The following is a 19,975-nucleotide window of genomic DNA, read 5'->3' as shown; positions in this document are numbered from 1 at the left end:
CGCAGAGTTCCGGTCGCCCCTCGATCGGCGCTCAGACCAGGACCGGCTCCTCGACCGGCGCGGTGGTCGCCGGCCGGCGGTCGAGGCGGAAGCTGAACAGCGCCAGCAGAAGCCCCGCGAACGACAGGGCGATGCCCGACCAGGCCGAGGCGAGGTAGCCCCACCCGGCCGCGATGACCGTTCCGCCGAGAGCGGCCCCGATGCTGTTGGCGATGTTGAGTGACGACTGGTTGACCGCCGCGCCCATCAGCTGCGCCCCGGGCGCCACCGCGATCAGCCGCGACTGCAGGGCCGGGACGATGAACATGCTGGCCGCGCCGACCAGGAACGCGCCGACCACCAGGCCCGCCGGATGTCGGGCGGCCAGGGCGAAGAACGCCACCGAAACGATCAGTCCACCGAACCCGAACAGCACACTGCGCCGCAGGTCGCGGTCGGCGGCCACCCCGCCGAGCGCGATGCCGACAGTCATACCGAGGCCCATCGAGGCGAGCACCCACGGGATCGTCGACTCGTCGAGCCCGGTCACGTGCGTGGTGATCGGCGCGACGTAGCTGTTCACCGCGAAGAACCCGCTGGTGCCGACGGCGACGGCGAGGGCGACGAGCCAGACCTGCGGCGAGCGGAGGGCCCGCAGTTCGGCGCGAGGTGATCCGCCGGTCGGCGCGGCCGTCGACGGTACGGTCATGAGTACCGCGACCAGGCTGAGCGCGAACACCGCGGCCACCGCCAGATAGGCGGTCTCCCATCCGCGGGCCTGCCCGAGCACCGTGATCAGCGGAACCCCGACCAGGTTGGCTGCGGTCAACCCGCCGATGACGATCGAGACGCCCTTGCCGTGGTTGCCCGGCCCGAGGATGGTGGCCGCGAGGATGCCGGCCGCGCCGAAGTAGGCCCCGTGCCCGAGTGCCGCGACGAACCGGGCGGCCAGCACGAGTTCGAAGGTGGGCGCGAGTGCGGACGCGGTGGTCCCGGCCACGAACAGCACGAGCAGTCCGACGACGAGCCGCCGTCGGGGCACCCGGGTGGTCAGCACGGCGATGGTCGGCGCGCCCGCGACGACACCGAGCGCGTAGATCGTGATCATCCAGCCGGTCTGCGCGAGCGCGTCCGGAACCGACGCCGCATAGGCCCCGGGCAGCAGGTCACGTGCCATGTCGGGAAGCAGCCCCATGGCGACGAACTCGGTCAGACCGAGCCCGAACCCGCCCAGCGACAGCGCGAGGAGCGCGGCCCAGCGGCGCCCGGCGTTCAGTGTGTCCACCCCGGCACTCTAGAACGTTCTAGTCCGGCCGGGAATAGAACGTTCTAGCAATCACAGGCTCGGCGGTCAGACCAGGACCGGCTCGGCGGCCGGGGCGGGCGCGGGGGCCGGACGCAGGCTGCGGACGGCGAGCAGCAGACCGGCCGCGGCCAGGACGGCGCCGATCCACACCGGCGACACGTAACCCCAGCCGGCGGCGATGGCCGCTCCGCCGAGCGCGGCGCCGAGGCTGTTCGCGACGTTGGCCGCGGACTGGTTGACCGCCGCGCCCATCAACTGGGTGCCGGGCGCCGACTCGATCAGGTGCGACTGGAGCGCCGGACCGATGAACGCGCTGGTCACGCCGACCAGGAAGGCGGCCGGAAAAAGGGCGGCCGGATGGGCGGCGGCGAACCCGAAGACGACGACCGCGGCGACGACGGCCACGAACCCGTACCTGACGGTCTTGCGCAGGTCGCGGTCGGCGGCGGCCCCGCCGACCGCGATGCCGACCGTCATGCCCAGCCCCATCAGCGCCATCACGTAGGGGACGGCGCTGTCCGGCAGCCCGGTCACCTGGGTCGTGAGCGGTGCGATGTAGCTGGTCACGGCGAAGAACCCGGCGGTACCGACGGCCACCACGGCGGACGCCAGCCACACCCGCGGCGAGCGGAAGGCACGGAGTTCGGCGCGGGGCGAGCCGCCCGGGGCGGCCGCGACGGTGGGCACGGTCGCGAGCACGGCCAGCAGGCTGAGAGCGAAGACCAGGGACACCACGAGGTACGCCGTACGCCATCCGTGACCCTGCCCGAGGCTGGTGATCAGTGGCACCCCGAGCAGGTTGGAGGCGGTCAGGCCGCCGAGCACGATGGCGAAGCCCTTGCCCTGGTTACCGGGTCCGAGGATGCGGCCGGCCAGGATCGCGGCCGCCCCGAAGTAGGCGCCGTGGGCGAGGGCACCGACGAACCGCCCGGCGAGGACCAGCTCGAACGTGGGCGCCGCGACCGACAGCACCGTGCCCACGAGGAACAGCCCGAGCAGCCCGAGCACGAGTTTCTTGCGGGGGAGCCGGGCGGTGAGCGCGGCGATGGTGGGTGCCCCGGCGACGACCCCGAGCGCGTAGATGGTGATCATCCAGCCGGCTTCGGCGACGGCGTCGGCCGGTGCGACGGCGTACTCGGCGGGCAGCAGGTCGCGGGCCATCTCGGGCAGCAGGCCCATGGCGGAGAACTCGGTGAGGCCGAGCCCGAAGCCGCCCAGGGAGAGCGCGAGCAGGGCGGCCCAGCGACGGCCGGGGGTCAGGGTGTCCACTCGCCGAATCCTAGAACGTTCTAGTCGCTGAGTCGGTAGAACGTTCTAGTTGTCACACCCCGTACCATCGCGGCATGCGTTCAGGGGAGCGGCGGATCACGCTCGCCGATGTCGCGGCCGAGGCCGGGGTGTCGGTGGCGTGTGTGTCGATCGTGATGCGGGGCGCGCCGGGCGCCGGGGAGGCCACCCGCGAGCGGGTGCTCAAGGTCGCGCAGGAGCTCGGCTACCGGCCCGACAGCCGGGCCCGCCTGCTGCGCAGCGGCCGCAGCCGGCTGCTCGGCGTGGTCTTCGACGTCCGGCATCCGTTCCATCACGACCTGCTCACCGGGCTCTACGACGCGGCGGGCGCGGCCGGCTATCAGCTCACCCTGAGCGCGGTGACACCGAGGCGCGGCGAACGTACCGCCGTCGGCGACCTGCTGCAGGACAGGTGCGAGGCGATCGTCCTGTTCGGCGGCAACATGCGCTCCTCCGAGCTGGCGTCGATCGCGGCCCGCCTGCCGGTGGTGGCGATGATGCGCAGTGCCCGCCGCAAGGACGTCGACGTGGTGCACAACGACGACGCACTCGGCTCCCACCAGGCCGTCGACCACCTGGTCTCGCTGGGGCACCGGCGGATCGCGCACGTGGACGGCGGCACCGTGCACGGTTCGGCCGAGCGGCGGGCCGGTTATCAGGAGGCGATGCGCCGGCACGGTCTGGCCGAGCACATCCGGGTGGTACCGGGCGGTGCGGCCGAGGAGGACGGCGCCCGGGCCGCCGAGAGGCTGCTCGTCGACCCGCCGACCGCGGTGACGGTGTTCAACGACCTGAACGCCACCGGCCTGCTCGACGTGGTGCGCCGCAACGGCCTGAGTGTCCCCGGCGACCTGAGTGTCGTCGGTTACGACGACACCAGCCTGAGTCGCCTGGCCCACATCGACCTGACCACGATCGGTCAGGACATCGACGCCCTGGCCGCCCGCGCCATCGAACGCGCGGTGGAACGCATCGAGGGCACCCCGACCGGCCCCCGGGCCGTGATCATCCCGCCCCGCCTGGTGGTCCGCACCACGACCGGAGCCCCACCCGATCCAGTGCGGCACTGATCAACCTCGCACCTCACCGCCCGGTCCCGTGCGATGCTGATGGACTTCGCACCTCACCGGCCATGAACTCGGCCAGCCGAGCTCGATCGATGATCGTGACACCGCCGGGTGACAGCCGGATCGCGGCCGAGCGGCTCAGACGGTTCAGGGCACGATTGACGGTCACCCGGCTCAGGCCGAGCACGCGGGCCAGTTGCTCCTGCGAGCCGGGCCAGGCCGTGGCGCGCCGCGGATCCTGGTCGAGCAGCCGGATCGCGATGCGGGCGACGGCGGGCAGGGTCGCCGAGTGGACCAGGTCACGACGGCCGGTCAGGGCGTCGCGGGCCAGGGCGGCCAGAACGTGGCCGGTCACGGTGGGCTCGTCGTGCAGCAGGCGATGGAAGTCGGCGCCGGGCAGTAGGCGGGCGTTGACCGCGGTGGTGGCGCGCAGGCCGGTCGGGGCCGGTTCGCCGCTGAGGACGGCCGGTTTGTCGGCGATTGCGGGGCCGGTCCAGCGGCTGGGCCACACCTCGGTCCCGCCGGCCGTGCCGTGGGTGGCGACGACCGTACCGGAAAGGAGAAAGACCACGTCGGACGCTCTCTCGCCGGCCCACCGCAGTAGGTCGCCCGCCGCGAAGCGTGCGGGACGCGCCCGCCGGCCGAGGTCGGCGAGGCGGTCCGGCGGCAGGTCGCGCAGCGCCGGGATCGTACCGAGGGAAGTCACGTATCAACTGATACATCGCCGGGCCGGGCAGGCGGCATAGCGTCGGCGGCATGTGGATCGTCGAACTCGCGTTCACCCCGGCACCGGAGCGACTCGCCGCCCGGCCCGCCCATCGGGACCGGCTGACCGCACTCCATCGCGACGGCGTGGTCCGTCTCGCCGGCCCGCTGGCCGACGACAGCGGTGCCGTGATCCTCCTGGACGTACCGAATCGCACCGAGGTCGACGAGTTTCTGGCCGCCGACCCCTACTTCCAGACGCCCGGGGTCGAGGTGCGCGCCGTGCGGGCGTGGGCGCCCTTCCTGCACTGATCAGCGGTGGTCCGGGGCGCGACTCACGAGATCGACGGCAGACGGCGGCAACCTCGATCTCAGAAGCCCGCTAGCGGCGGCGGGTGGCGACGGTCAGGTGGGTGCCGGCCGGGATGCGGACGGCGAGCAGGCGTGGGTCGGTGGCCAGGGTGTCCTCGACCCGCTGGACGGCGGCGTGGTGTTCGGGATCGGTGTATCGGGACAGGTCCATGTCGTCGACGATCAGGACTCCGCCGGGGGCGAGGGCGTTCAGGGTCAGGTCGAGGTCGGTCCATTTGCCGGCCACCGCGTCGGCGAAGATCAGGTCGAACCGGCCCAACCCCGGTAGGAGGGCGGTGGCGTCGCCTTCGAGGATTTCGGTCCAGGACGGCCACGGCGCGTCGTGGAAGGCCGCGACCAGGGCCGGGTCGAGTTCGACGGTGGTCAGGGTGACGTCGTCCCGGCCGGTCAGGCCGGCGGCCAGCCAGGCGGTGCCGATACCGGCGCCGGTGCCGAGTTCGAGGATCCGGCCACCGGCCGGGACCGCGGCGGCGAGGACCGAGAGCAACCGGCCCACCGGCGCCTCGCAGGACATGCCGAACCCCAGTCGTCCGGCGCGCTCCTCCGCGCGGGCGACCAGGTCGGGAACGGCTTGGGACAGGGAGGCGTTCATCGGTCGATGGTTTCCCGAGCGCCGGGCCGCGGCAACCGATTTCAGCGCTGCAGCGCGGCCGCCCGGGCGAAGAAGCGGCCGATCATGCGGGCCGCCGTCCGGGTCGGCAGGAGCCGGCCGAATACGAACACCTGCGCGGCATAGAGCCGGCCGTCGACGACCGCGGAGGCGGTACGCCCGCGCAGTGCCGCCATCACCGTGCCGGCCACCTGCTCCGGGCGTCGTTTCCCGCGGAAGTGACCGGGATTCATCGGCGTCTCGACCGCGCCGGGGCTCACCGCGACCACCCGTACCCCGGTGCCCTCGGTCTCGATCGCCAGCGCCCGGGTGAACGACAGCACGAAGGCTTTCGAGGCCGCGTAGGCGGCGTTCCACGGCGCCGGGGTGTACGCCGCGGTGCTGGCGATGTTGATCACGGCGCCCCGGCCGCGGGCGAGCATAGCGGGCAGGAACCGGGCGGTCGTCTCGGCGAGGGCGGTGGCGTTCACCTCGACGGTCTCCCGGATCCGGCCGGGGTCGATGCCCGCGACCGTACCGACGTGGGCGACGCCGGCGTTGTTGATCAGCACGTCGACCTCGATGTCGGCGGTCCGGGCGGCGAGTTCGGCGGGTGCGTCCGGCCGGGACAGGTCGAGCGGCACGGTCCGCACCTCGACCCCGTGTTCGGTCCGGAGCCGGCGGGCGGTCTCGTCGAGGCGGGCGCCGTCCCGGCCGACCAGGATCAGGTTGCGTCCGTCGGCCGCCATGCGCGAGGCGATGGCCAGCCCGATGCCGGTTCCGGCGCCGGTGATCAGTGCGTGGTTCGTCATGCCGGCAACGCTAAACTTTGACGCTGACGTCAATGTCAAGCCGGAGACTGAGGAGCGCCATGCGGATCGGCGAGCTCGCGAAGGCGGCCGGGGTCAGCACCCGGGCGCTGCGCTATTACGAGGAGCAGGGCCTGCTGTCCGCCGAGCGGCGCGGCAACGGCTACCGGGAGTACGGCGATCAGGCGGTCGGCCAGGTCGCGTTCATCCAGGACCTGTTCAGTGCCGGTCTGCCGTCCGAGGTGATCCGCGACATCCTGCCGTGTGCCGGCGACGCCGGGCCGACCGGCGACTGCGCCGCGTTGATGGCCAAGGTCCAGGAGGTGCGCGACCGGCTGGCCCGCCAGGAGCGGCAGATCGCCCAGCGCCGCGAGATGTTGGAGGGCTACCTGTCCGGCGCCGACGCACCGGCGGGCTTCCCGACCGGCTAGCGACGCCGCGGTCTCAACGGACGCCGAGGTCGGCCAGCAGGCGGGCGACGACCCGGGCGGGCAGGGCCGGATTGGCGGCGGCCGCCTCGGCGGTGACCGGGTCGTCGAGCAGTTCCAGCAGGCGTTCCCGGGGTAGTCGGGGATCGGCGGCCATCGCCGCGCGAACCACCTCCGACGGGTCCCGGCTGAGCCTGTGGATCAGGTCCGGCGGGGCGGCGGGATCCCGCGCGACCAGAGCCCGGGCGATCGGCGCCGGATCGGGCGCGAGACGAGCCAGGTCGGTACGCGGGAACGCCGGATGCCGCAGCAGGTCCTCGTCCCCGGTGGCGAGGTAGGTGTCCAGCACCAGGTCACCCGGTGCGTGCGCCTGATGGGCACAGAGCAGCTCCCGTACCCGAGGGTCGGGGTCGGCGGTGAGCACGGCGAGCAGGTCGGCCGGCAGATCCGGATGGCCGGCGGCGGCACGGCGCAGAGCCGGATGCCCGGACCGCACGCAGCGGTCGAGTTCGGCCGGGCCGCAGGCGAGCACCCAGTCCAGTGGCGGCGTGACGTCGGTCGGGTAGTCGATGGCGGCGCGCTGGGCCTCGGTGAGTTCGGGCCGGGTGGAGACCGCCAGGCGGACCCGGGGCGACGGGTCGGTGGCGAGCGCGGCGACCCATTCGGCGGGCAGGGCCGGGTCGGCGGCGGCGCGTTCCCGGTCCCAGTCGGAGCCCTCGGCGGCGAACAGGACGGCCTGGTCGCGGCCCATCGTGGTGGGTTCGCAGGGTTTGCGGTCGAGCAGGGCCCGGGCCGCGTCGGCGATGCCCGGATGCCGGTCGCGGGCGAGGAGCGCCACCACGTCGCGGGGCGTGCCGGGCAGGTAGACGAGCAGGTCGCGGACCAGGGGTTCGGGGTGTTCGGCGAACCGGCGGTACACCCAGTCGGGCAGCGGACCGGCCCAGCGGACCGGTGGTCCTTCGAGAACCGCCTGCAGGACCCGGATGCTGAGGTCTCCGGCCAGCCGGGCGCGCTGTTCGCCGGTCGCTCCGGGACTCTGGGCGAGCGCTTCCCGTACCTCCGGATCGGGGTGTGCGGCAAGGGTGTCGAACGCCTCGTCGGACCATGCGGGCCGGGCGGTGAGGTCCCACCGGCTGACCCGGTCGTCGCCGGCGAGCCGCAGCATGGCGGCGGCCGGAAGGGCCGGGTTGCGGGCCAGGCCGCGCAGGGGGTTGGACACGAGCAGGAACGATACGGCTCTTCGTTCGTGGTAGCCACGCGCTGTCGCGGGAGTGACCGAAATGGATCTCCGGCCGGGCGGTGCGGGCCCGCCCGGCCGGAGACGACGGTGCAGCGGATCAGCTGAGCGGGCAGCTGCTGCGGTAGTCCGAGATCGAGGTGCTGCTCGGGCCGGGGCAGATGAACTGGTCGTAGCGGGTGTCGTTGTCGACGAACCGCTTCAGCCAGGACACCGCCTGCACCGCGGTCGGGGTGTTGGTGGTCTGCGGGAAGAAGTGGCTGGCGTTGTTCAGCTCCAGGTACGACTTCTCGGCCGCCGCCGGGATGCTGGTGTAGAACGGGATCGAATGCGAGGAGACCGGCGCGATCGTGTCGCTCTCACCGCCGACGATCAGGGTCGGCACCCGCAGCTCGGTCCACGACTTGTCCAGGTTCCACGGGGCCAGCGGGACGGCCGCCTGCAGCGAGGGCCGGTCGCCGGCGGCTTCGAGGCTGCCGCCGCCACCCATCGAGTGCCCGGCCACCGCGAGCCGGCTGGAGTCGATGCGGGTCCGCACCGAGCTGCGCTGGGTCAGGTAGTCGAGAGCGGCCAGCAGCTGGTCGCCGCGGGAGTCGGGCTGGTCGGCGGTGGTCAGCGTCTCGATGCCGATGACCACGAAACCGTGCGAGGCCAGCCGCGGGCCGAGCCAGGAGATGCTCGACCAATAGGCGGTGAACCCGGGCGAGATCGCGATCGCACCGAAGGTGCCGTCGGCGGTGCTGGTCGGGTAGTAGATCTCACCGCCGCCGAAGCCGGTGGCGACCAGGCGGGACACCGAGGTGGTGCTGACCGCGTACGGTCCACGGGAGGCCTGCAGGGCGGCGAGGGTGGGTGCGGGGCCCCGCTCGTACGGGTTGTCGGCGGCCTGCGCGGCCACGGCGGTACCTGTGCTGAGGGTGATGGCGGTGGCCGTGACGGCCAGCCAGCGAAGGACTCGGGATGTCACGCCGACTCTCCTAACCTGAGGGGACTGCATCGACGGACGTCAGTCTTGGCGGGGTGACAACAAGCCCGCATCGGTGAAATCGCCTGCGTCGTGTCATCGGGCCGCAACATCCCGGAAATTTCATTTGCCGTAACGCTGTTCCGTTGCGGCGTCTGGCACGGCAAACTCGCCGCATGATTGCTGCACCGGCAGTGCACATACTTGGGCGGGCCGACACTCTGGCCGACATCGGCCGCCTGACCTCGGCGGCCGCGGCCGGGCGCGGCGGTGTCCTGGTGATCTCCGCCGGTCCCGGCGAGGGCCGGACGGCACTCCTGCACGCGGTCGCCGCCGCGGCCGACGACTGGACGGTGCTCACCGCGACCGGCTTCGACGACGAGCGCGATCTCCCGTACGCGAGCCTGCAGACCCTGCTCACGCCGCTGCGCGACCGGATCGCCGGCCCGACCCCGGCGACGCGCGACGCGCTGTCGAACGTCGACGGCGGCAACCCCGGCGATCCACTCGCGGTGGGCCTCGCCGCGCTGTCCCTTCTTCGTACGGCCACCCGCACCCGCCCGGTGCTGTGCCTGATCGACGACGCCCACCTGTTGGATCCGCACTCGTGGCGGGCCGTCCTGTTCGCCGCCCGCCGGATCGGCACCGAACGGATCGCGATCGTCGCGAGCGTCCCGACCGGTACCGAACCGCCGGGTCTCCCGGTGCACCGGCTCGCCCCACTCGGCCCGGTCGACGCCCGCCGCCTGCTCGCCGGGCACGCCCCCGACCTGGCCGAGGACGTCGCCGGCACGATCGCCGAGATCGCCGCCGGACACCCGGGCGCCCTGATCGACCTGGTCCGCGCCCTGACCCCGGAACAGCGCCGTGGCTACGCTCCCCCACCGGAGACCCTGCCCCTCGACAGTCCGCTACGCCGCCGCCTCGCCGCCGAACTGGACTCCCTCCCGCCGCGCACCCGTGACCTGCTGCTCCTCGCCGCCGCAGCTCCGGACGCCGCCCCGGACACGCTGCTCGCCGCGGCCGGGTCGGGGGCGGACGACTGGACGCTGGCCGATTTCGCCGCCGCCGAGAAGCGGGCCCTGATCACGGTCACGGCCGCGGGTGTCCGCTTTCGCGGGCCGTTGATGCGCGGGGTCGCGTACGCCGAGATGCCTGTCGCCCGCCGCCGGACCGCCCACGCCGCGCTGGCCGCCGTGTTGGAGGAACGCGGCGCCCGCCTGCCCGCGCTGCTGCATCGGGCCGCGGCGACCACCGGCCCCGACGCGGACCTGGCGAAAGACCTGGCCGGTGCCGCGCGATCGGCGGATCCGGCGGTCGCCGCGGAGGCCGGACGGTTCGCGGCGGCGCTGTGCCCCACCCCGGCCGAGAAGGCCGGGCTGTTGCTGGCGGCGGCCCGTTCGGCCTGGCTGGCGGGCCGCCCGCACCAGGCCGGGCAGTTGATCCGGCGAATCCCGGCGGCGGGTGGCACCGCCCGGGTCCGGGCTCGCGGCCTGACCGCCGAGATGAGCCTGCCGGAGGGCCGCCCGGGCGCCCGCGACGTGCTCCTGGACGTGGCGGCCGAGCTGGCCGAATCCGATCCGGGCACGGCCCTGGAGGCGCTGGCACTGGCCGGTGAGGCGGCGTGCCGTCCCGGGGAGCAGAGCCGTTATGCGGCATTGGCCCGGCGGGTCGCGGCCGGGCAGCGTGGTGACGAACCGCCGCCGGTGGCGCTGGCGTTTCATCACGTCGCCGGGCTGGCCTGCATCGCCGACGGCGACGAGGAGGGGTCGTTCGCCCGGCTGCGGCAGGCGGTGGCGCTGGCCGACCGGGTCGCCGAGCCGGGCCCGCTCCTGCGTGCCGCGACCGCCGGTGTCCTGATCGGTGATGGCCGCCGGGCCGCCGCGCTGGCCGGTCGGGCCGCGGTCCTGGCCCGGGAGGCGGGGGCGTCGGTGCTGGTCCCGCAGGCGTTGGAGCTAGCGGCGCTGGCCGGGATGGCGTCCGGCGACTACCCGGCCGCGAACGAGGCCGCACTGGACGGCGCGGCGGTGGCCCGCGGCACCGGACAGCCGGTGCTGGCCGGTACGCACCTCGCGGTACTGGCGGTGCTCGCCGCGCTGGTCGGTGACCGGGACACCGCGCTGGCCCGGATCGCGTCGGTGCCGGAGGGCCCGTCCCGGCCGCTGTGCGAATGGGCGCTCGCGCTGCTCGACATGGTCGACGGGCGCTGCCCGGCCGCCGCCGAACGCCTGCTCGCGGTGGTGTCCGCGCCGCCCGGACCGGGCTCGGCGCTGTTACGGGTGGCGGTGGTGCCGCATCTGCTGGAGACCGCGGCGCAGGCGGGCGTGCGGGCCGCGGTGGAGCCGGTGGCGACCACTTTCGACAGGTGGGCCGGGCGCACCGGCCAGCCGAACTGGCTGGCGCTGCGCGACCGCTGTCGGGCGCTGCGCGCCGACGACGGAGAATCCGCGGCGGGTCATTTCGAGACGGCGCTGCGGCACGAGGGCGAGGCGGGTTTCCCTCGGGCCCACACCGAGCTGTTGTACGGCCGATCGCTGCGCCGCCGCCGCCGGAACGTGGAGGCCCGTACCCACCTGCGCCGGGCCGCCGAGACGTTCCAGCTGCTGGACGCCGCCCCGTGGGCCGAGCAGAGCGTCCGTGAGCTGCGCGCCGCCGGGGAGCGGGTGGAGACCCCACCACCGGCCGGTCCCGCGCTGACCGCCCAGCAGGAGCGGATCGCGGCCCTGGTCGCCGGGGGCGCCACCAACCGCGAGGTGGCCCAGGAACTGCACCTGAGCCCGCGCACGGTCGACCATCATCTACGCAATGTCTTCACCCGCTTGGGCGTCCGCTCCCGGACCGAGATGGCCCGGTTGCTGTCTCAGGCCTGAGACCGGTCCTCAGGCCTCGGACAGGTCGAGGGCGGCCCAGCGCTCGGTCAGCTGGCGGCGGCGGCAGGCGACCAGATGGCCGGCCAGGATGCCGGGGTGGCCGCCGCGCACGCACACGTCGGCCCCGGCGGTCAGGACGCCGGAGACCAGCTCGGCGGCGGCCCAGTCGTCGATCAGGGCGATCAGCCGGGTGGCGCGCGGCAGGACGGCCCGGGCCAGCCGCACGTCGTGCACGGTGGCCCCGCTGAGCACGACGAGCTCCCCCGGTTCGACCGCGTCCAGCCCGTCGACCAGGCGCATCCGCCAGCCGTGCGGCAGATGCTGCGGCAGGGCGGCGACCCGGCTGAGCTGCCCGAGGACGGCGACTGTCGGCTGCGCGGCGGGGGCGATGTCGTGTTCGATCTGCACAAGCATGGTGGTCTCTCCTAGCCCGGTTCCCTCGTGTGACCTCCACGATTCGCCTCGTGCCTGTGCGTCACCATGTGCGCTTGCTGTGTGTTGGATGTCAGCCGTAGCCGCTCTGAGCTGGGCTTTCAGGGATGCGCGTTCCAGCTGGCGAGGACCGGGTCGCGGTCGTGCTCGAAACCGAGCGCGGAATAGGTGGCGGTGTCCAGTCTCAGCAGCCCACCGCCGGCCGGTGGCAGACCGATCCAGCGTGCGCCGGCCACCCGCAGGCCGTGCCCGTGCCCGATCAGGGCGACATCGCCGCCGGTCAGCAGGTCACGGGCGCGGGACAGGACCCGGTCGAGACGTTCGCCGACCTGCTCCGGGGATTCCCCGCCGGGGCAGCCGTCGGCCCACAGCGACCAGCCGGGCCGCCGCTCGTGGATCTCCCGGGTGGTCACGCCCTCGTACTCGCCGTAGTTCCATTCGGCCAGGTCCTCGGTCACCTCGGTGACGGTGAGCCCGGCCAGTTCGGCGGTGCGCAGCGCCCGCTGCCGCGGGCTGGCGATCACGGCGGCGAACGCACGCCCCGCGATCCGCTCACCGGCGGCGCGGGCCTGGCGTTCCCCCTCCGAGGTCAACGGCAGGTCGGTGTACGACGTATGCCTGCCGTTGGCACTCCACTCGGTCTGCCCGTGCCGAAGCAGCACGATCTCCGCCATCGATCCCCCTCACCCGTCAGGAGTGGGCATCATCCCAGGGAACGTTCATCGGGTGGCGCTCCTCGTCGCGGGCGGCGATCTGTTCCTGCGCGCGCAGGTACTGCGAGCGGGTGATCTCACCGGCGATCAGCTGGCTGGTGAGGACACCCTCCAGGCTGCTCGGGGCGGTCGGCTCGGCGTGCCCGGTCTCCGTCGCCGTCGCGGCCCGGTCCGGTTCGGCCCGCTCGTCACGGGACGGCCAGAAGGCCAGCGCGGCAGCGGCGATCAGGCCCAGTGTCGCCACCAGCAGGACCACCATTCGGCACCACCACCCCTCCTGTGACATCTTGGTCACTCACCGCAATGATCGGCAGGCAAAGCCCGAAAGATCCTGTTCGACACACCCGGCGGAACCACAGAGGAATGACTATCGGCCGGTGCTGTGTCCCGCCTGTCGATTCGCCGTCAACCGGCTCAGTCCTCGGCCAGCACGATGATCTTGTCGTTCGGGCCGTAGACCCGCTTCTCCGACTTGTCCGGATTCACCGTCACGCCGTACCCCTGGGATTTGTCCTGGGAATGCGCGGCCAGACTGAAACCGATCGCCGTCTCGCCGCGCCGGCGGGCCGCCTCGAGCACGGTGTAGAAGTCGACCGACGCGCCCGGCGCCACGTAGTGCGCCGCCACACGCAGGTAGATCTCGCTGCCGGCGCTCGAGAACAGGTGCTGGAACACGTCCGCGAGCTGGGCGTTCTCCGAGATCTGGGACAGCATCAGGCTGATCAGCCTGTCGCTGACGATGAAGTCGTCGGCCCGGGCCACCTCGGCCGGTTCCCGGTTGCGGTCGTCGAGCATCTCGCTGACCACGTTGAGCCGGACGCCCGCCTCGTCGGCCAGGTCACGCAGGTGCAGCAGGGTGATCAGCGACTTCGCGTCGGCCCGCTGCGGGTCCGGGTGGTCCTTGTCGGCGAGCACGATGATGTGCGGATAGTCCTGGACCTTCAGATCCTCCAGGACGGTCCGGCTGGCGACGTCGCCCGGGGTAAGGGTGACCGTCATGTTCTCGAACGACCGCAGCGCCGGCACCGTGGCGTCGGTGACCACCGTGACCGACGAGCCGGGCTCCATGTACTCGTCGAGCTCGGCCAGGATCGTGTGCAGGCTCCTGTTGTAGCCGAGCACCAGCGCCCGCTCCGGATGGGCGGCCACCGGCCCGGCCGCCCCGACCGCGCTCACATCGGGTGCGCCGGGAGCGCTGAGCGCCACCGTGCTGTCGTCCTCGGCGATGACGATGAGCTGGTCACCGGCCCGGTACACGTGATCGGCGGGCGGGTTCAGCAGCACCTCGCCGTCGGCGATGAACCCGATCACCGACGACTGCCGGAACGCGAGCTGGGTCTCGAAGTACGTCTTGCCGACCAGCGACGGCTGCTCGGTGAAGTAGATCTCGTCGCCGTCGAAGTCGAGCAGCTCGGTGTAGACCACACTCAGGCCGCTCTGCCGGCTGGTCTGCACGGTGATCCGGCTGATCAGGTCCTCGGTGAGCACCCAGTTCGCCTCGTCCCGGCCGACCAGCCGCGCGGCCTCCAGGTTTCCGGGCTGCTGGATCTCGCCGACGATGTGGTAACGGCCGGTCTTGCGGCGCGGGTTGTCGGTCAGCGCGAGCGCCATCTTGATCACCACCGAGTCGGGGTCGGCGCCGTCCTCCACGATCGGGACGACCTTGGAACTCCACCCCCAGGATCAGGGTGTGGTCGCTCTCCAGCACCGACGAGCGCGACCAGGCCACGGGACATGATGCCGTCGAACCAGTAGCGGAGCCGTTCCCTGGTGGTGATCCTGTCCATGGCCTGCTCATCGGTCATCACCGGAGAACCCTTAAGTCCCGCCGTGACGGGTCCGCACGCCCTGCACGGCACCCCATCGACAGGCGTGGAATCGAGGGAGAAGCGGACCGAGGAGGAGCCATGCTGACCGGAACCATCGTCGTCGCCACCGACGGCACCGAATCGAGCAGGGCGGCCGTCCGGTGGGCGGCCCGGGAGGCGGACCGGCGCGGCGCCACACTGCGGGTCACCCACGTTCTGGACTGGGAGTGGGCCGAGACCCGGTACGAGTTCGGCACCGGCCGGTTCAGCGAGGCACGCAAGGCCGCCGAAGGGATCGCCCGGGGCGGGGTGGCGCTGGCCCACGAGATCGTCGCGGACCTGCCCGCCGAGATCGACGTGCTGGTCGGCAACCCCACGTCCCGGCTGCTGGCCGAGGCCGACAACGCGGACCTGCTGGTGCTCGGCAGCCGGGGCCGGGGCGGGTTCGCCAGTCTGCTGCTCGGCTCGGTCGGTCAGCGGGTGGCCGTCCACGCGAAGTGCCCGGTCGTGGTGATCCGGGGCCGCGGCGACGTCACCGACGGCCCGGTGGCCGTCGGGTTCGACGAGTCCCCCACCGCCGAACGGGTACTGCGGACCGCCTTCGAGCAGGCCGCCGCCCGCCGGACCGGGCTCGCCGTGATCCGCACCTACCTGCCGGCGCTGCCGGTCTACGTGGCCGGGTTCACCGCCGTCGACGTCACCACCCCGGAGCAGGACGCCATCGAGCGCCTGCGCTTCGAGGAGCAGCTCGCCCCGTGGCGTGAGAAGTACCCGGACGTCGCCGTCGAGGCGCTGCTCTCGCACGACAGTCCGGCGGCCGTGCTGTCCGGCGTCTCCCACGGCGCGCAACTGGTCGTCGTCGGCAGCCACGGCCACGGAACGCTGGCCGGCACCCTGCTCGGCTCGACCGGCCTGCAACTGCTGCACCACGCCGACTGCCCGGTCCTGCTGGACCGCTGACCCCCGCGGCCGGCTCTCAGCGCTGTCTCCGGTCCACCCGGACAGCGCTGAGAGCCGGCCGCCTTTTCTCGTGTCGGACGGCGGGGGCCGTTGGGCCCGAAACGGGCAGGACCTTCGCGGTACGAGGAGGGGGTCTTCGGCACAGGCGTCGATGTCCACGGCGGAGCAGAGTCATGGGTGAAGACATCGTCTGGAGGAGGACCAGATGGCCACCACCGCCCGCCACAACATCGCCCAGCTCGAACAGGTCGAGGCTCCCGGCTCGATGATCACGCACACTGCCGCCCGGGTGCTGGCGGCGCTGCGGATCACCACCGGCTTCGTCTTTCTCTGGGCCTTTCTCGACAAGACCTTCGGATTCGGGTACGCGACTCCGGCCGCCAAGGCCTGGATCAACGGCGGATCGCCGACCAAGGGATTCCTCAGCGGAGTCGCGGTCGGACCGTTCGAGAGCTTCTTCCACGGCATCGCCGGAGCCGCCTGGGCCGACTGGCTGTTCATGCTGGGCCTGCTCGGGGTCGGCGTCGCGCTGATCCTCGGCATCGGCCTGCGGATCGCCGCCGTCGCCGCCGGCCTGATGATGGCCTTCATGTGGGCCGCCGAATGGCCGCTCGCCCAGCAGACCAGCGCCGGCGAGGCCACCCGGTCGACCAACCCGCTCGTCGACTACCACGTCGTCTACGGCCTCACCGCCGTCGTGGTCGCCCTGACCTACGCGGGACACACCTGGGGCCTGGGCCGCTGGTGGGCCAAGCTCCCGCTGGTCCAGAAGAACCGCTGGCTCATCTGAGAGAGCGTCGCAACGCGGAAGCCCGGCCGGGACACCCCGGCCGGGCTTCGCGTTTGTGACAGCATGGGCCGGATGACACCCGAGGAACTGGTCGGTCTGGCCCTGGACGCCGCCGAGGACGGGCTACGGGCCGGTGAGATGCCGATCGGCGCGGTCGTCGTGATGGGCGACGAGGTGATCGGGCGCGGCTACACGTCGGAGCGATCCCGGGGCCGGCGCCTGGTGCACGCCGACCTGCTGGCGATGATCGAGGCCGACGAACGCCTGGGCTGGACCCGCCGGGAGCAGCCACTGCGGCTCGGCGTCACGATGGAGCCGTGCCTGATGTGCCTCGGCACCGCCCTGACCCTGGGCGTGTCCGACGTCTTCTACGGCCTGGCCGCCCCGGACGACGGGGCGGCCGGCATCCCGGCGGTCTGGCGGCCCGGCACCCAGGACGGCATCTTCTTCCCGCTTCCGTCGCTGACCGGCGGCCTCCGGCTGCCCGAGTGCCGGGACCAGTTCCGGCGTTACGCGGCCCAGACCACGAAACCCCACCTGCGCCGGTACGCCGAGGCGCTGGCCGGCCCCGCCTGACCTGACCTACCGGTGCTGGATCTACTGGTGCTGGACGATCTGGGGCCAGCGGTTCAGGACGGCGACGACGGTGAACGCGACGACGGCCGTTCCCGCCGCCCAGGAGAACAGGAACAGGTCTTCGGCGAGGTAGAGCAGTTGCAGGAAGAACGCGTCGCCGCTGGTCCAGCCGAACTCCCGGTACAGGAAGGCACCGGTCTGCCACAGCAGGATGAGGAACGCGCTGGGCCAGACGATCAGGCTGCTCAACTGGCCGGCGATGGTCCCCTCCGGGGCGCGCCGCCCGGCCCAGCCGACCAGCAGCCAGCCGAGTAGGGCACCGACGGCCGCCCCGGCCGCGGCGACCCCTCCCATCCAGGACGGAACGGCCCGTGTCACGGTGAAGGAGGCACTGCGGGTGTTGTACATCAGCACCAGCCCGTCACGTTCCATCCGGGTGTCGGTGCCGTACATCGAGGGTTCCATGTCGGGGTACAGGTGCGGGACGGTCTGCCAGCCGGCCGCGTTCAGCCGTTGTGTCACGCCGGGGACCTCGATGCCCGCATGGTCGACGGAGTAGATGACACCCCCGTACACGCTGCGGTCGTCCGGATCGTCGGCCCAGAACGCCGCGTCCTCCTGGCTGGTCACGGTCATCCCCGGGAAAGCCGTGCGCGTCAGCGCTGCGGCCTCCGGGCCGGACGGCAGCGGGCGGGCGTACTCCCAGCCGATCCGGGTGGCGGCCGCCGCCCCGAAGATCGCGCCGAGCACCGCCGCCACGACGGCCATCGCGACGACGCCGGACGTGCCCGGACGGCCGAGGCCGGCCCGCAGACCGGCCGGCGACCACCAGACCGGCCGTCCGGCCCGGACGGCCGCTCGCAACTCGGGCAGGGTCCAGGCGGCCGACAGCAGATAGCGCACGCGTTGCCGCCGGGACAGTTCGAGCAGGTCGGCCGACCATTCGGCGCGCTGACGGTCGCGGAAGCCGGTGGGCAGCAGCCGGGCGAGCGTCGCCACGGCGATCCGCTGCACGGCCGTCGGCCGGGTCACCATGCGAGTTTCCGGGCGCCGGCACGGGCACCGCGTCGTTTCTCGGCCGCGGCGAGCGCCTCGCGGGCGGCGACGATCCCGTCCGCGGTGAGCCGGTAGTACCGGCGCCGGGGCCGGCCCTCGAGGTGCACGTCGACGTCGTCCTCCCGACTGGTCAGCCAGCCGACGGTCTCGAAGGCGACCAGGATCGGGTAGATCGTGCCCGGTTCCAGGCCCGCTTCCCGGGCGACGCTCAGGCCGTACCGTTCCTCGTCGGGTTGTCCGAGGAGGACGCGCAGCGTCAGCAGGCGCGGCGTCGTCATGCGCAGCGAAGTCACGCCCGGAACCCTAGAACCTATTTCTAGTTCTGCATAGGGCTAGTCGCAGAGAAAGGTGAACCTACCGACGGTCACCGAGAAATGTCGATGCGTGGTTGAACCGGTTCGAAGGTCCACGTGTACACCCGGGCGTCCGATCTGGGAGGAGCCGAACCGTCATGACCGATCGACTGCACGTCGACCCGCTGTCGCTCGAAGGGATCGCGGACCAGTTGCGACGTTCCGGCGGCACGCTGCGGGCCGCCGGCGAGGGCGGCCCCGGCGCACCCGACGCCGGCACCGACACCCCGATCTTCGAAGACCTGATCACCAGGCTGGTGCAGAACGCGACAGCGCTCGCCGGCGGCCTCGACGAGGCCGCCGACCGGGTCCTCCAGGCCAATCAGGCGTACGCCGACGGGGATCTCACCAATGCCCGCGACATCTCGGGGAGCCGATGATGCCGATCGACACCCGCCTGGACGGCAATCCCGCGACGCTCTACGCCGGTTCCCAGTATCTGCGTGCCCGGCTCGGATCAGAGGTGGACGGCGCCGCCACCACGCTGCGGGCCGCCGGTGACGAGGCCCGGCACGGCTGGCTGGGTTCGGCGGGTAGCACGTTCAGCATCCGGATGGGCACGGCCGCGGTCCGGGCCGACGCACTGCGGGCCGAGATCGACGCGACGGCGCTGACCATGTCGCAGTACGCCGACATGCTGACCGGCGCGCAGACCACGATGCTGGCCGCCCGGCAGATGGCCTCGGCGCAGGGCCTGATCGTGGCCGGCACGATGATCCTCGACCCGTACTCGCCGGATCCGGTGATCCACCAGCAGCAGCGCCTGGCCTACACGCTGGCGATGCAGCAGGTCGCCCAGGCGCGCACGATGATGACGACCGCCCGGTCGATCGCCCGGGTCCGGCAGTCGGTGGCACAGGCCCAGCCGATGATCCGGCCCGGTGACGTGGTCGGCGGTGCCGGGGCCGTCCTACGGGACGGGCTGCTCGCTCACGAGCAGGCCCACGTGGTGCAGCAGCGCAGCGGCCCGCCGCCCACGCCGTCGGTCACCGAGTAGCTACAGGCCCAGGGTGTCGGCGATCCATTCGCGGACGCCGTCGCCGGGGCGGCGTGACTTCACCTCGACACTGCTGAACCAGGCGTTCACCCGTACCCGGATGATGGGTGTGCCGGGAAGTCGCGGCACCGCCGCGAGCCGAAGCTCCTCGGAGCTGAGGGCACTGGTGCCGGAGAGCTCGACCTCGACGCCCTCCGGCACGATCACCTTGAGCCCACCGAAGAGGCAGGTGCCCTCGATCTCGATCTCGTCGGCGCCGGTGATCACGTCACGCAGGTCGAGGTGAGTGCCGCCGAAAAGGGTGAAGGTGCTCAGCCGCCCGGATCGCAGCCGCCATCGGCCACGGCGTTTGCGCTGGCTGAGGACGGTGACGACCTTCTCGACGGTACGGGCGGCGCCCACCACCGGAGTCGGTGCGAGGCCGTCGGTGACCCGGGCCAGCTCGACATCGGTGGACGCGGCCCATGCGGCGCCGACGCGGACACTGAACTCCTCGAGGGTGATCCGCCCGTCGCCGCACGCCTGCTGCAGCAGCTCGGCCACCCGTTCGCGGTCGCCGTCGGAGATCGGCGCCGGCACTGGAAGCACCACGCCGGTGACGCTACAACCCGGCGGCAACCGTCCTCGCAACCGTGACCGGGCAGAGTGCGCCTCATGCGAAAACTGGGAGCAGCCGT

Annotated in this window: 23 protein-coding genes; 9 read left to right on the top strand and 14 right to left on the bottom strand. The window is 72.6% G+C overall.

Translation table 11 applies throughout. From position 1 onward, the window contains the following. Nucleotides 1-31 precede the first annotated feature (31 nt). Nucleotides 32-1,264, bottom strand: a complete 1,233-nt coding sequence (locus Q0Z83_RS03895) for an MFS transporter (protein WP_317792386.1) — start codon at nt 1,262-1,264, stop codon at nt 32-34. A gap of 66 nt (nt 1,265-1,330) precedes the next feature. Continuing rightward, nucleotides 1,331-2,554 carry an MFS transporter gene (locus Q0Z83_RS03890; RefSeq protein WP_317792385.1) on the bottom strand — a complete coding sequence of 408 codons (1,224 nt, stop codon included), beginning with the start codon at nt 2,552-2,554 and terminating at the stop codon, nt 1,331-1,333. Nucleotides 2,555-2,628: 74 nt separating this feature from the next. Between Q0Z83_RS03890 and Q0Z83_RS03885 the strand changes: the two genes are divergently transcribed. Further along, nucleotides 2,629-3,642: a LacI family DNA-binding transcriptional regulator gene (locus tag Q0Z83_RS03885; RefSeq protein ID WP_317792384.1), complete on the top strand. Its 1,014-nt coding sequence runs from the start codon at nt 2,629-2,631 to the stop codon at nt 3,640-3,642. A gap of 13 nt (nt 3,643-3,655) precedes the next feature. On the opposite strand, the gene Q0Z83_RS03880 is transcribed toward Q0Z83_RS03885, so the two are convergent. Further along, nucleotides 3,656-4,345: a Crp/Fnr family transcriptional regulator gene (locus tag Q0Z83_RS03880; RefSeq protein ID WP_317792383.1), complete on the bottom strand. Its 690-nt coding sequence runs from the start codon at nt 4,343-4,345 to the stop codon at nt 3,656-3,658. A 50-nt stretch (nt 4,346-4,395) separates the two neighbouring features. Between Q0Z83_RS03880 and Q0Z83_RS03875 the strand changes: the two genes are divergently transcribed. Then, on the top strand, nt 4,396-4,656 hold the full coding sequence (locus tag Q0Z83_RS03875) for a YciI family protein (RefSeq protein ID WP_317792382.1): 261 nt from the start codon (nt 4,396-4,398) through the stop codon (nt 4,654-4,656). Nucleotides 4,657-4,726: 70 nt separating this feature from the next. Here Q0Z83_RS03875 and Q0Z83_RS03870 read toward each other — a convergent pair whose 3' ends face one another. Both Q0Z83_RS03870 and Q0Z83_RS03865 read right to left on the bottom strand, forming a co-directional pair. Further along, nucleotides 4,727-5,308, bottom strand: a complete 582-nt coding sequence (locus tag Q0Z83_RS03870) for an O-methyltransferase (protein WP_317792381.1) — start codon at nt 5,306-5,308, stop codon at nt 4,727-4,729. 41 nt (nt 5,309-5,349) lie between these two features. Further along, entirely contained in the window at nt 5,350-6,117 is a 768-nt protein-coding gene (locus Q0Z83_RS03865) for an SDR family NAD(P)-dependent oxidoreductase (RefSeq protein ID WP_317792380.1), read from the bottom strand. 59 nt (nt 6,118-6,176) lie between these two features. On the opposite strand from Q0Z83_RS03865, the gene Q0Z83_RS03860 reads away from it, so the two are divergent. Further along, nucleotides 6,177-6,545 (top strand): MerR family transcriptional regulator, encoded by a 369-nt coding sequence (locus tag Q0Z83_RS03860; protein ID WP_317792379.1) that lies wholly within the window; start codon nt 6,177-6,179, stop codon nt 6,543-6,545. A 13-nt stretch (nt 6,546-6,558) separates the two neighbouring features. On the opposite strand, the gene Q0Z83_RS03855 is transcribed toward Q0Z83_RS03860, so the two are convergent. After that, a complete protein-coding gene (locus Q0Z83_RS03855; RefSeq protein WP_317792378.1) occupies nt 6,559-7,761 on the bottom strand; it encodes a hypothetical protein in 1,203 nt (400 codons plus the stop codon). Between the two features lie 118 nt (nt 7,762-7,879). Further along, nucleotides 7,880-8,746 carry an alpha/beta hydrolase family protein gene (locus Q0Z83_RS03850; RefSeq protein ID WP_317792377.1) on the bottom strand — a complete coding sequence of 289 codons (867 nt, stop codon included), beginning with the start codon at nt 8,744-8,746 and terminating at the stop codon, nt 7,880-7,882. 173 nt (nt 8,747-8,919) lie between these two features. On the opposite strand from Q0Z83_RS03850, the gene Q0Z83_RS03845 reads away from it, so the two are divergent. Then, complete coding sequence (locus tag Q0Z83_RS03845; protein WP_317792376.1) at nt 8,920-11,613, top strand: helix-turn-helix transcriptional regulator; 2,694 nt, start codon at nt 8,920-8,922, stop codon at nt 11,611-11,613. A gap of 9 nt (nt 11,614-11,622) precedes the next feature. Here the strand turns inward: Q0Z83_RS03845 and Q0Z83_RS03840 are convergent, their stop codons facing one another. From Q0Z83_RS03840 to Q0Z83_RS03825, 4 genes are all read right to left on the bottom strand, one after another. Then, nucleotides 11,623-12,027 (bottom strand): hypothetical protein, encoded by a 405-nt coding sequence (locus Q0Z83_RS03840; RefSeq protein WP_317792375.1) that lies wholly within the window; start codon nt 12,025-12,027, stop codon nt 11,623-11,625. A gap of 119 nt (nt 12,028-12,146) precedes the next feature. After that, the gene (locus Q0Z83_RS03835) at nt 12,147-12,719 is read right to left on the bottom strand and encodes a histidine phosphatase family protein (RefSeq protein ID WP_317792374.1); all 573 of its coding nucleotides are present in this window, start codon (nt 12,717-12,719) and stop codon (nt 12,147-12,149) included. Between the two features lie 16 nt (nt 12,720-12,735). Then, complete coding sequence (locus Q0Z83_RS03830) at nt 12,736-13,044, bottom strand: hypothetical protein (RefSeq protein WP_317797025.1); 309 nt, start codon at nt 13,042-13,044, stop codon at nt 12,736-12,738. A 128-nt stretch (nt 13,045-13,172) separates the two neighbouring features. Continuing rightward, a complete protein-coding gene (locus Q0Z83_RS03825) occupies nt 13,173-14,408 on the bottom strand; it encodes a CASTOR/POLLUX-related putative ion channel (RefSeq protein WP_317792373.1) in 1,236 nt (411 codons plus the stop codon). Nucleotides 14,409-14,665: 257 nt separating this feature from the next. Between Q0Z83_RS03825 and Q0Z83_RS03820 the strand changes: the two genes are divergently transcribed. The 3 genes from Q0Z83_RS03820 to Q0Z83_RS03810 all read left to right on the top strand — a co-directional run bounded on the left by Q0Z83_RS03820 (nt 14,666) and on the right by Q0Z83_RS03810 (nt 16,892). Next, on the top strand, nt 14,666-15,526 hold the full coding sequence (locus tag Q0Z83_RS03820) for a universal stress protein (protein WP_317792372.1): 861 nt from the start codon (nt 14,666-14,668) through the stop codon (nt 15,524-15,526). Nucleotides 15,527-15,731: 205 nt separating this feature from the next. After that, nucleotides 15,732-16,316, top strand: a complete 585-nt coding sequence (locus Q0Z83_RS03815; protein ID WP_378078949.1) for a hypothetical protein — start codon at nt 15,732-15,734, stop codon at nt 16,314-16,316. A 72-nt stretch (nt 16,317-16,388) separates the two neighbouring features. Beyond that, nucleotides 16,389-16,892 (top strand): nucleoside deaminase, encoded by a 504-nt coding sequence (locus Q0Z83_RS03810; RefSeq protein WP_317792371.1) that lies wholly within the window; start codon nt 16,389-16,391, stop codon nt 16,890-16,892. A gap of 21 nt (nt 16,893-16,913) precedes the next feature. On the opposite strand, the gene Q0Z83_RS03805 is transcribed toward Q0Z83_RS03810, so the two are convergent. Continuing rightward, nucleotides 16,914-17,924, bottom strand: coding sequence for a hypothetical protein (locus Q0Z83_RS03805; protein WP_317792370.1), 1,011 nt, complete (start codon nt 17,922-17,924; stop codon nt 16,914-16,916). Next, entirely contained in the window at nt 17,921-18,241 is a 321-nt protein-coding gene (locus Q0Z83_RS03800; RefSeq protein ID WP_317792369.1) for a PadR family transcriptional regulator, read from the bottom strand. The genes Q0Z83_RS03805 and Q0Z83_RS03800 overlap by 4 nt, the downstream gene beginning before the upstream one ends. A gap of 158 nt (nt 18,242-18,399) precedes the next feature. Between Q0Z83_RS03800 and Q0Z83_RS03795 the strand changes: the two genes are divergently transcribed. Next, nucleotides 18,400-18,681 carry a WXG100 family type VII secretion target gene (locus Q0Z83_RS03795; RefSeq protein ID WP_317792368.1) on the top strand — a complete coding sequence of 94 codons (282 nt, stop codon included), beginning with the start codon at nt 18,400-18,402 and terminating at the stop codon, nt 18,679-18,681. Continuing rightward, a complete protein-coding gene (locus tag Q0Z83_RS03790) occupies nt 18,681-19,298 on the top strand; it encodes a hypothetical protein (protein ID WP_317792367.1) in 618 nt (205 codons plus the stop codon). Before Q0Z83_RS03795 ends, Q0Z83_RS03790 begins: the two co-directional genes overlap by 1 nt. Here Q0Z83_RS03790 and Q0Z83_RS03785 read toward each other — a convergent pair whose 3' ends face one another. Continuing rightward, nucleotides 19,299-19,889 (bottom strand): DUF1707 SHOCT-like domain-containing protein, encoded by a 591-nt coding sequence (locus tag Q0Z83_RS03785; protein WP_317792366.1) that lies wholly within the window; start codon nt 19,887-19,889, stop codon nt 19,299-19,301. Nucleotides 19,890-19,975: the final 86 nt, after the last annotated feature.

This window comes from Actinoplanes sichuanensis (assembly GCF_033097365.1).
Taxonomy (GTDB): domain Bacteria; phylum Actinomycetota; class Actinomycetes; order Mycobacteriales; family Micromonosporaceae; genus Actinoplanes; species Actinoplanes sichuanensis.
The sequence above is the reverse complement of the archived record's forward strand: the minus strand, read 5'-3'. Positions and strand labels throughout refer to the sequence as shown.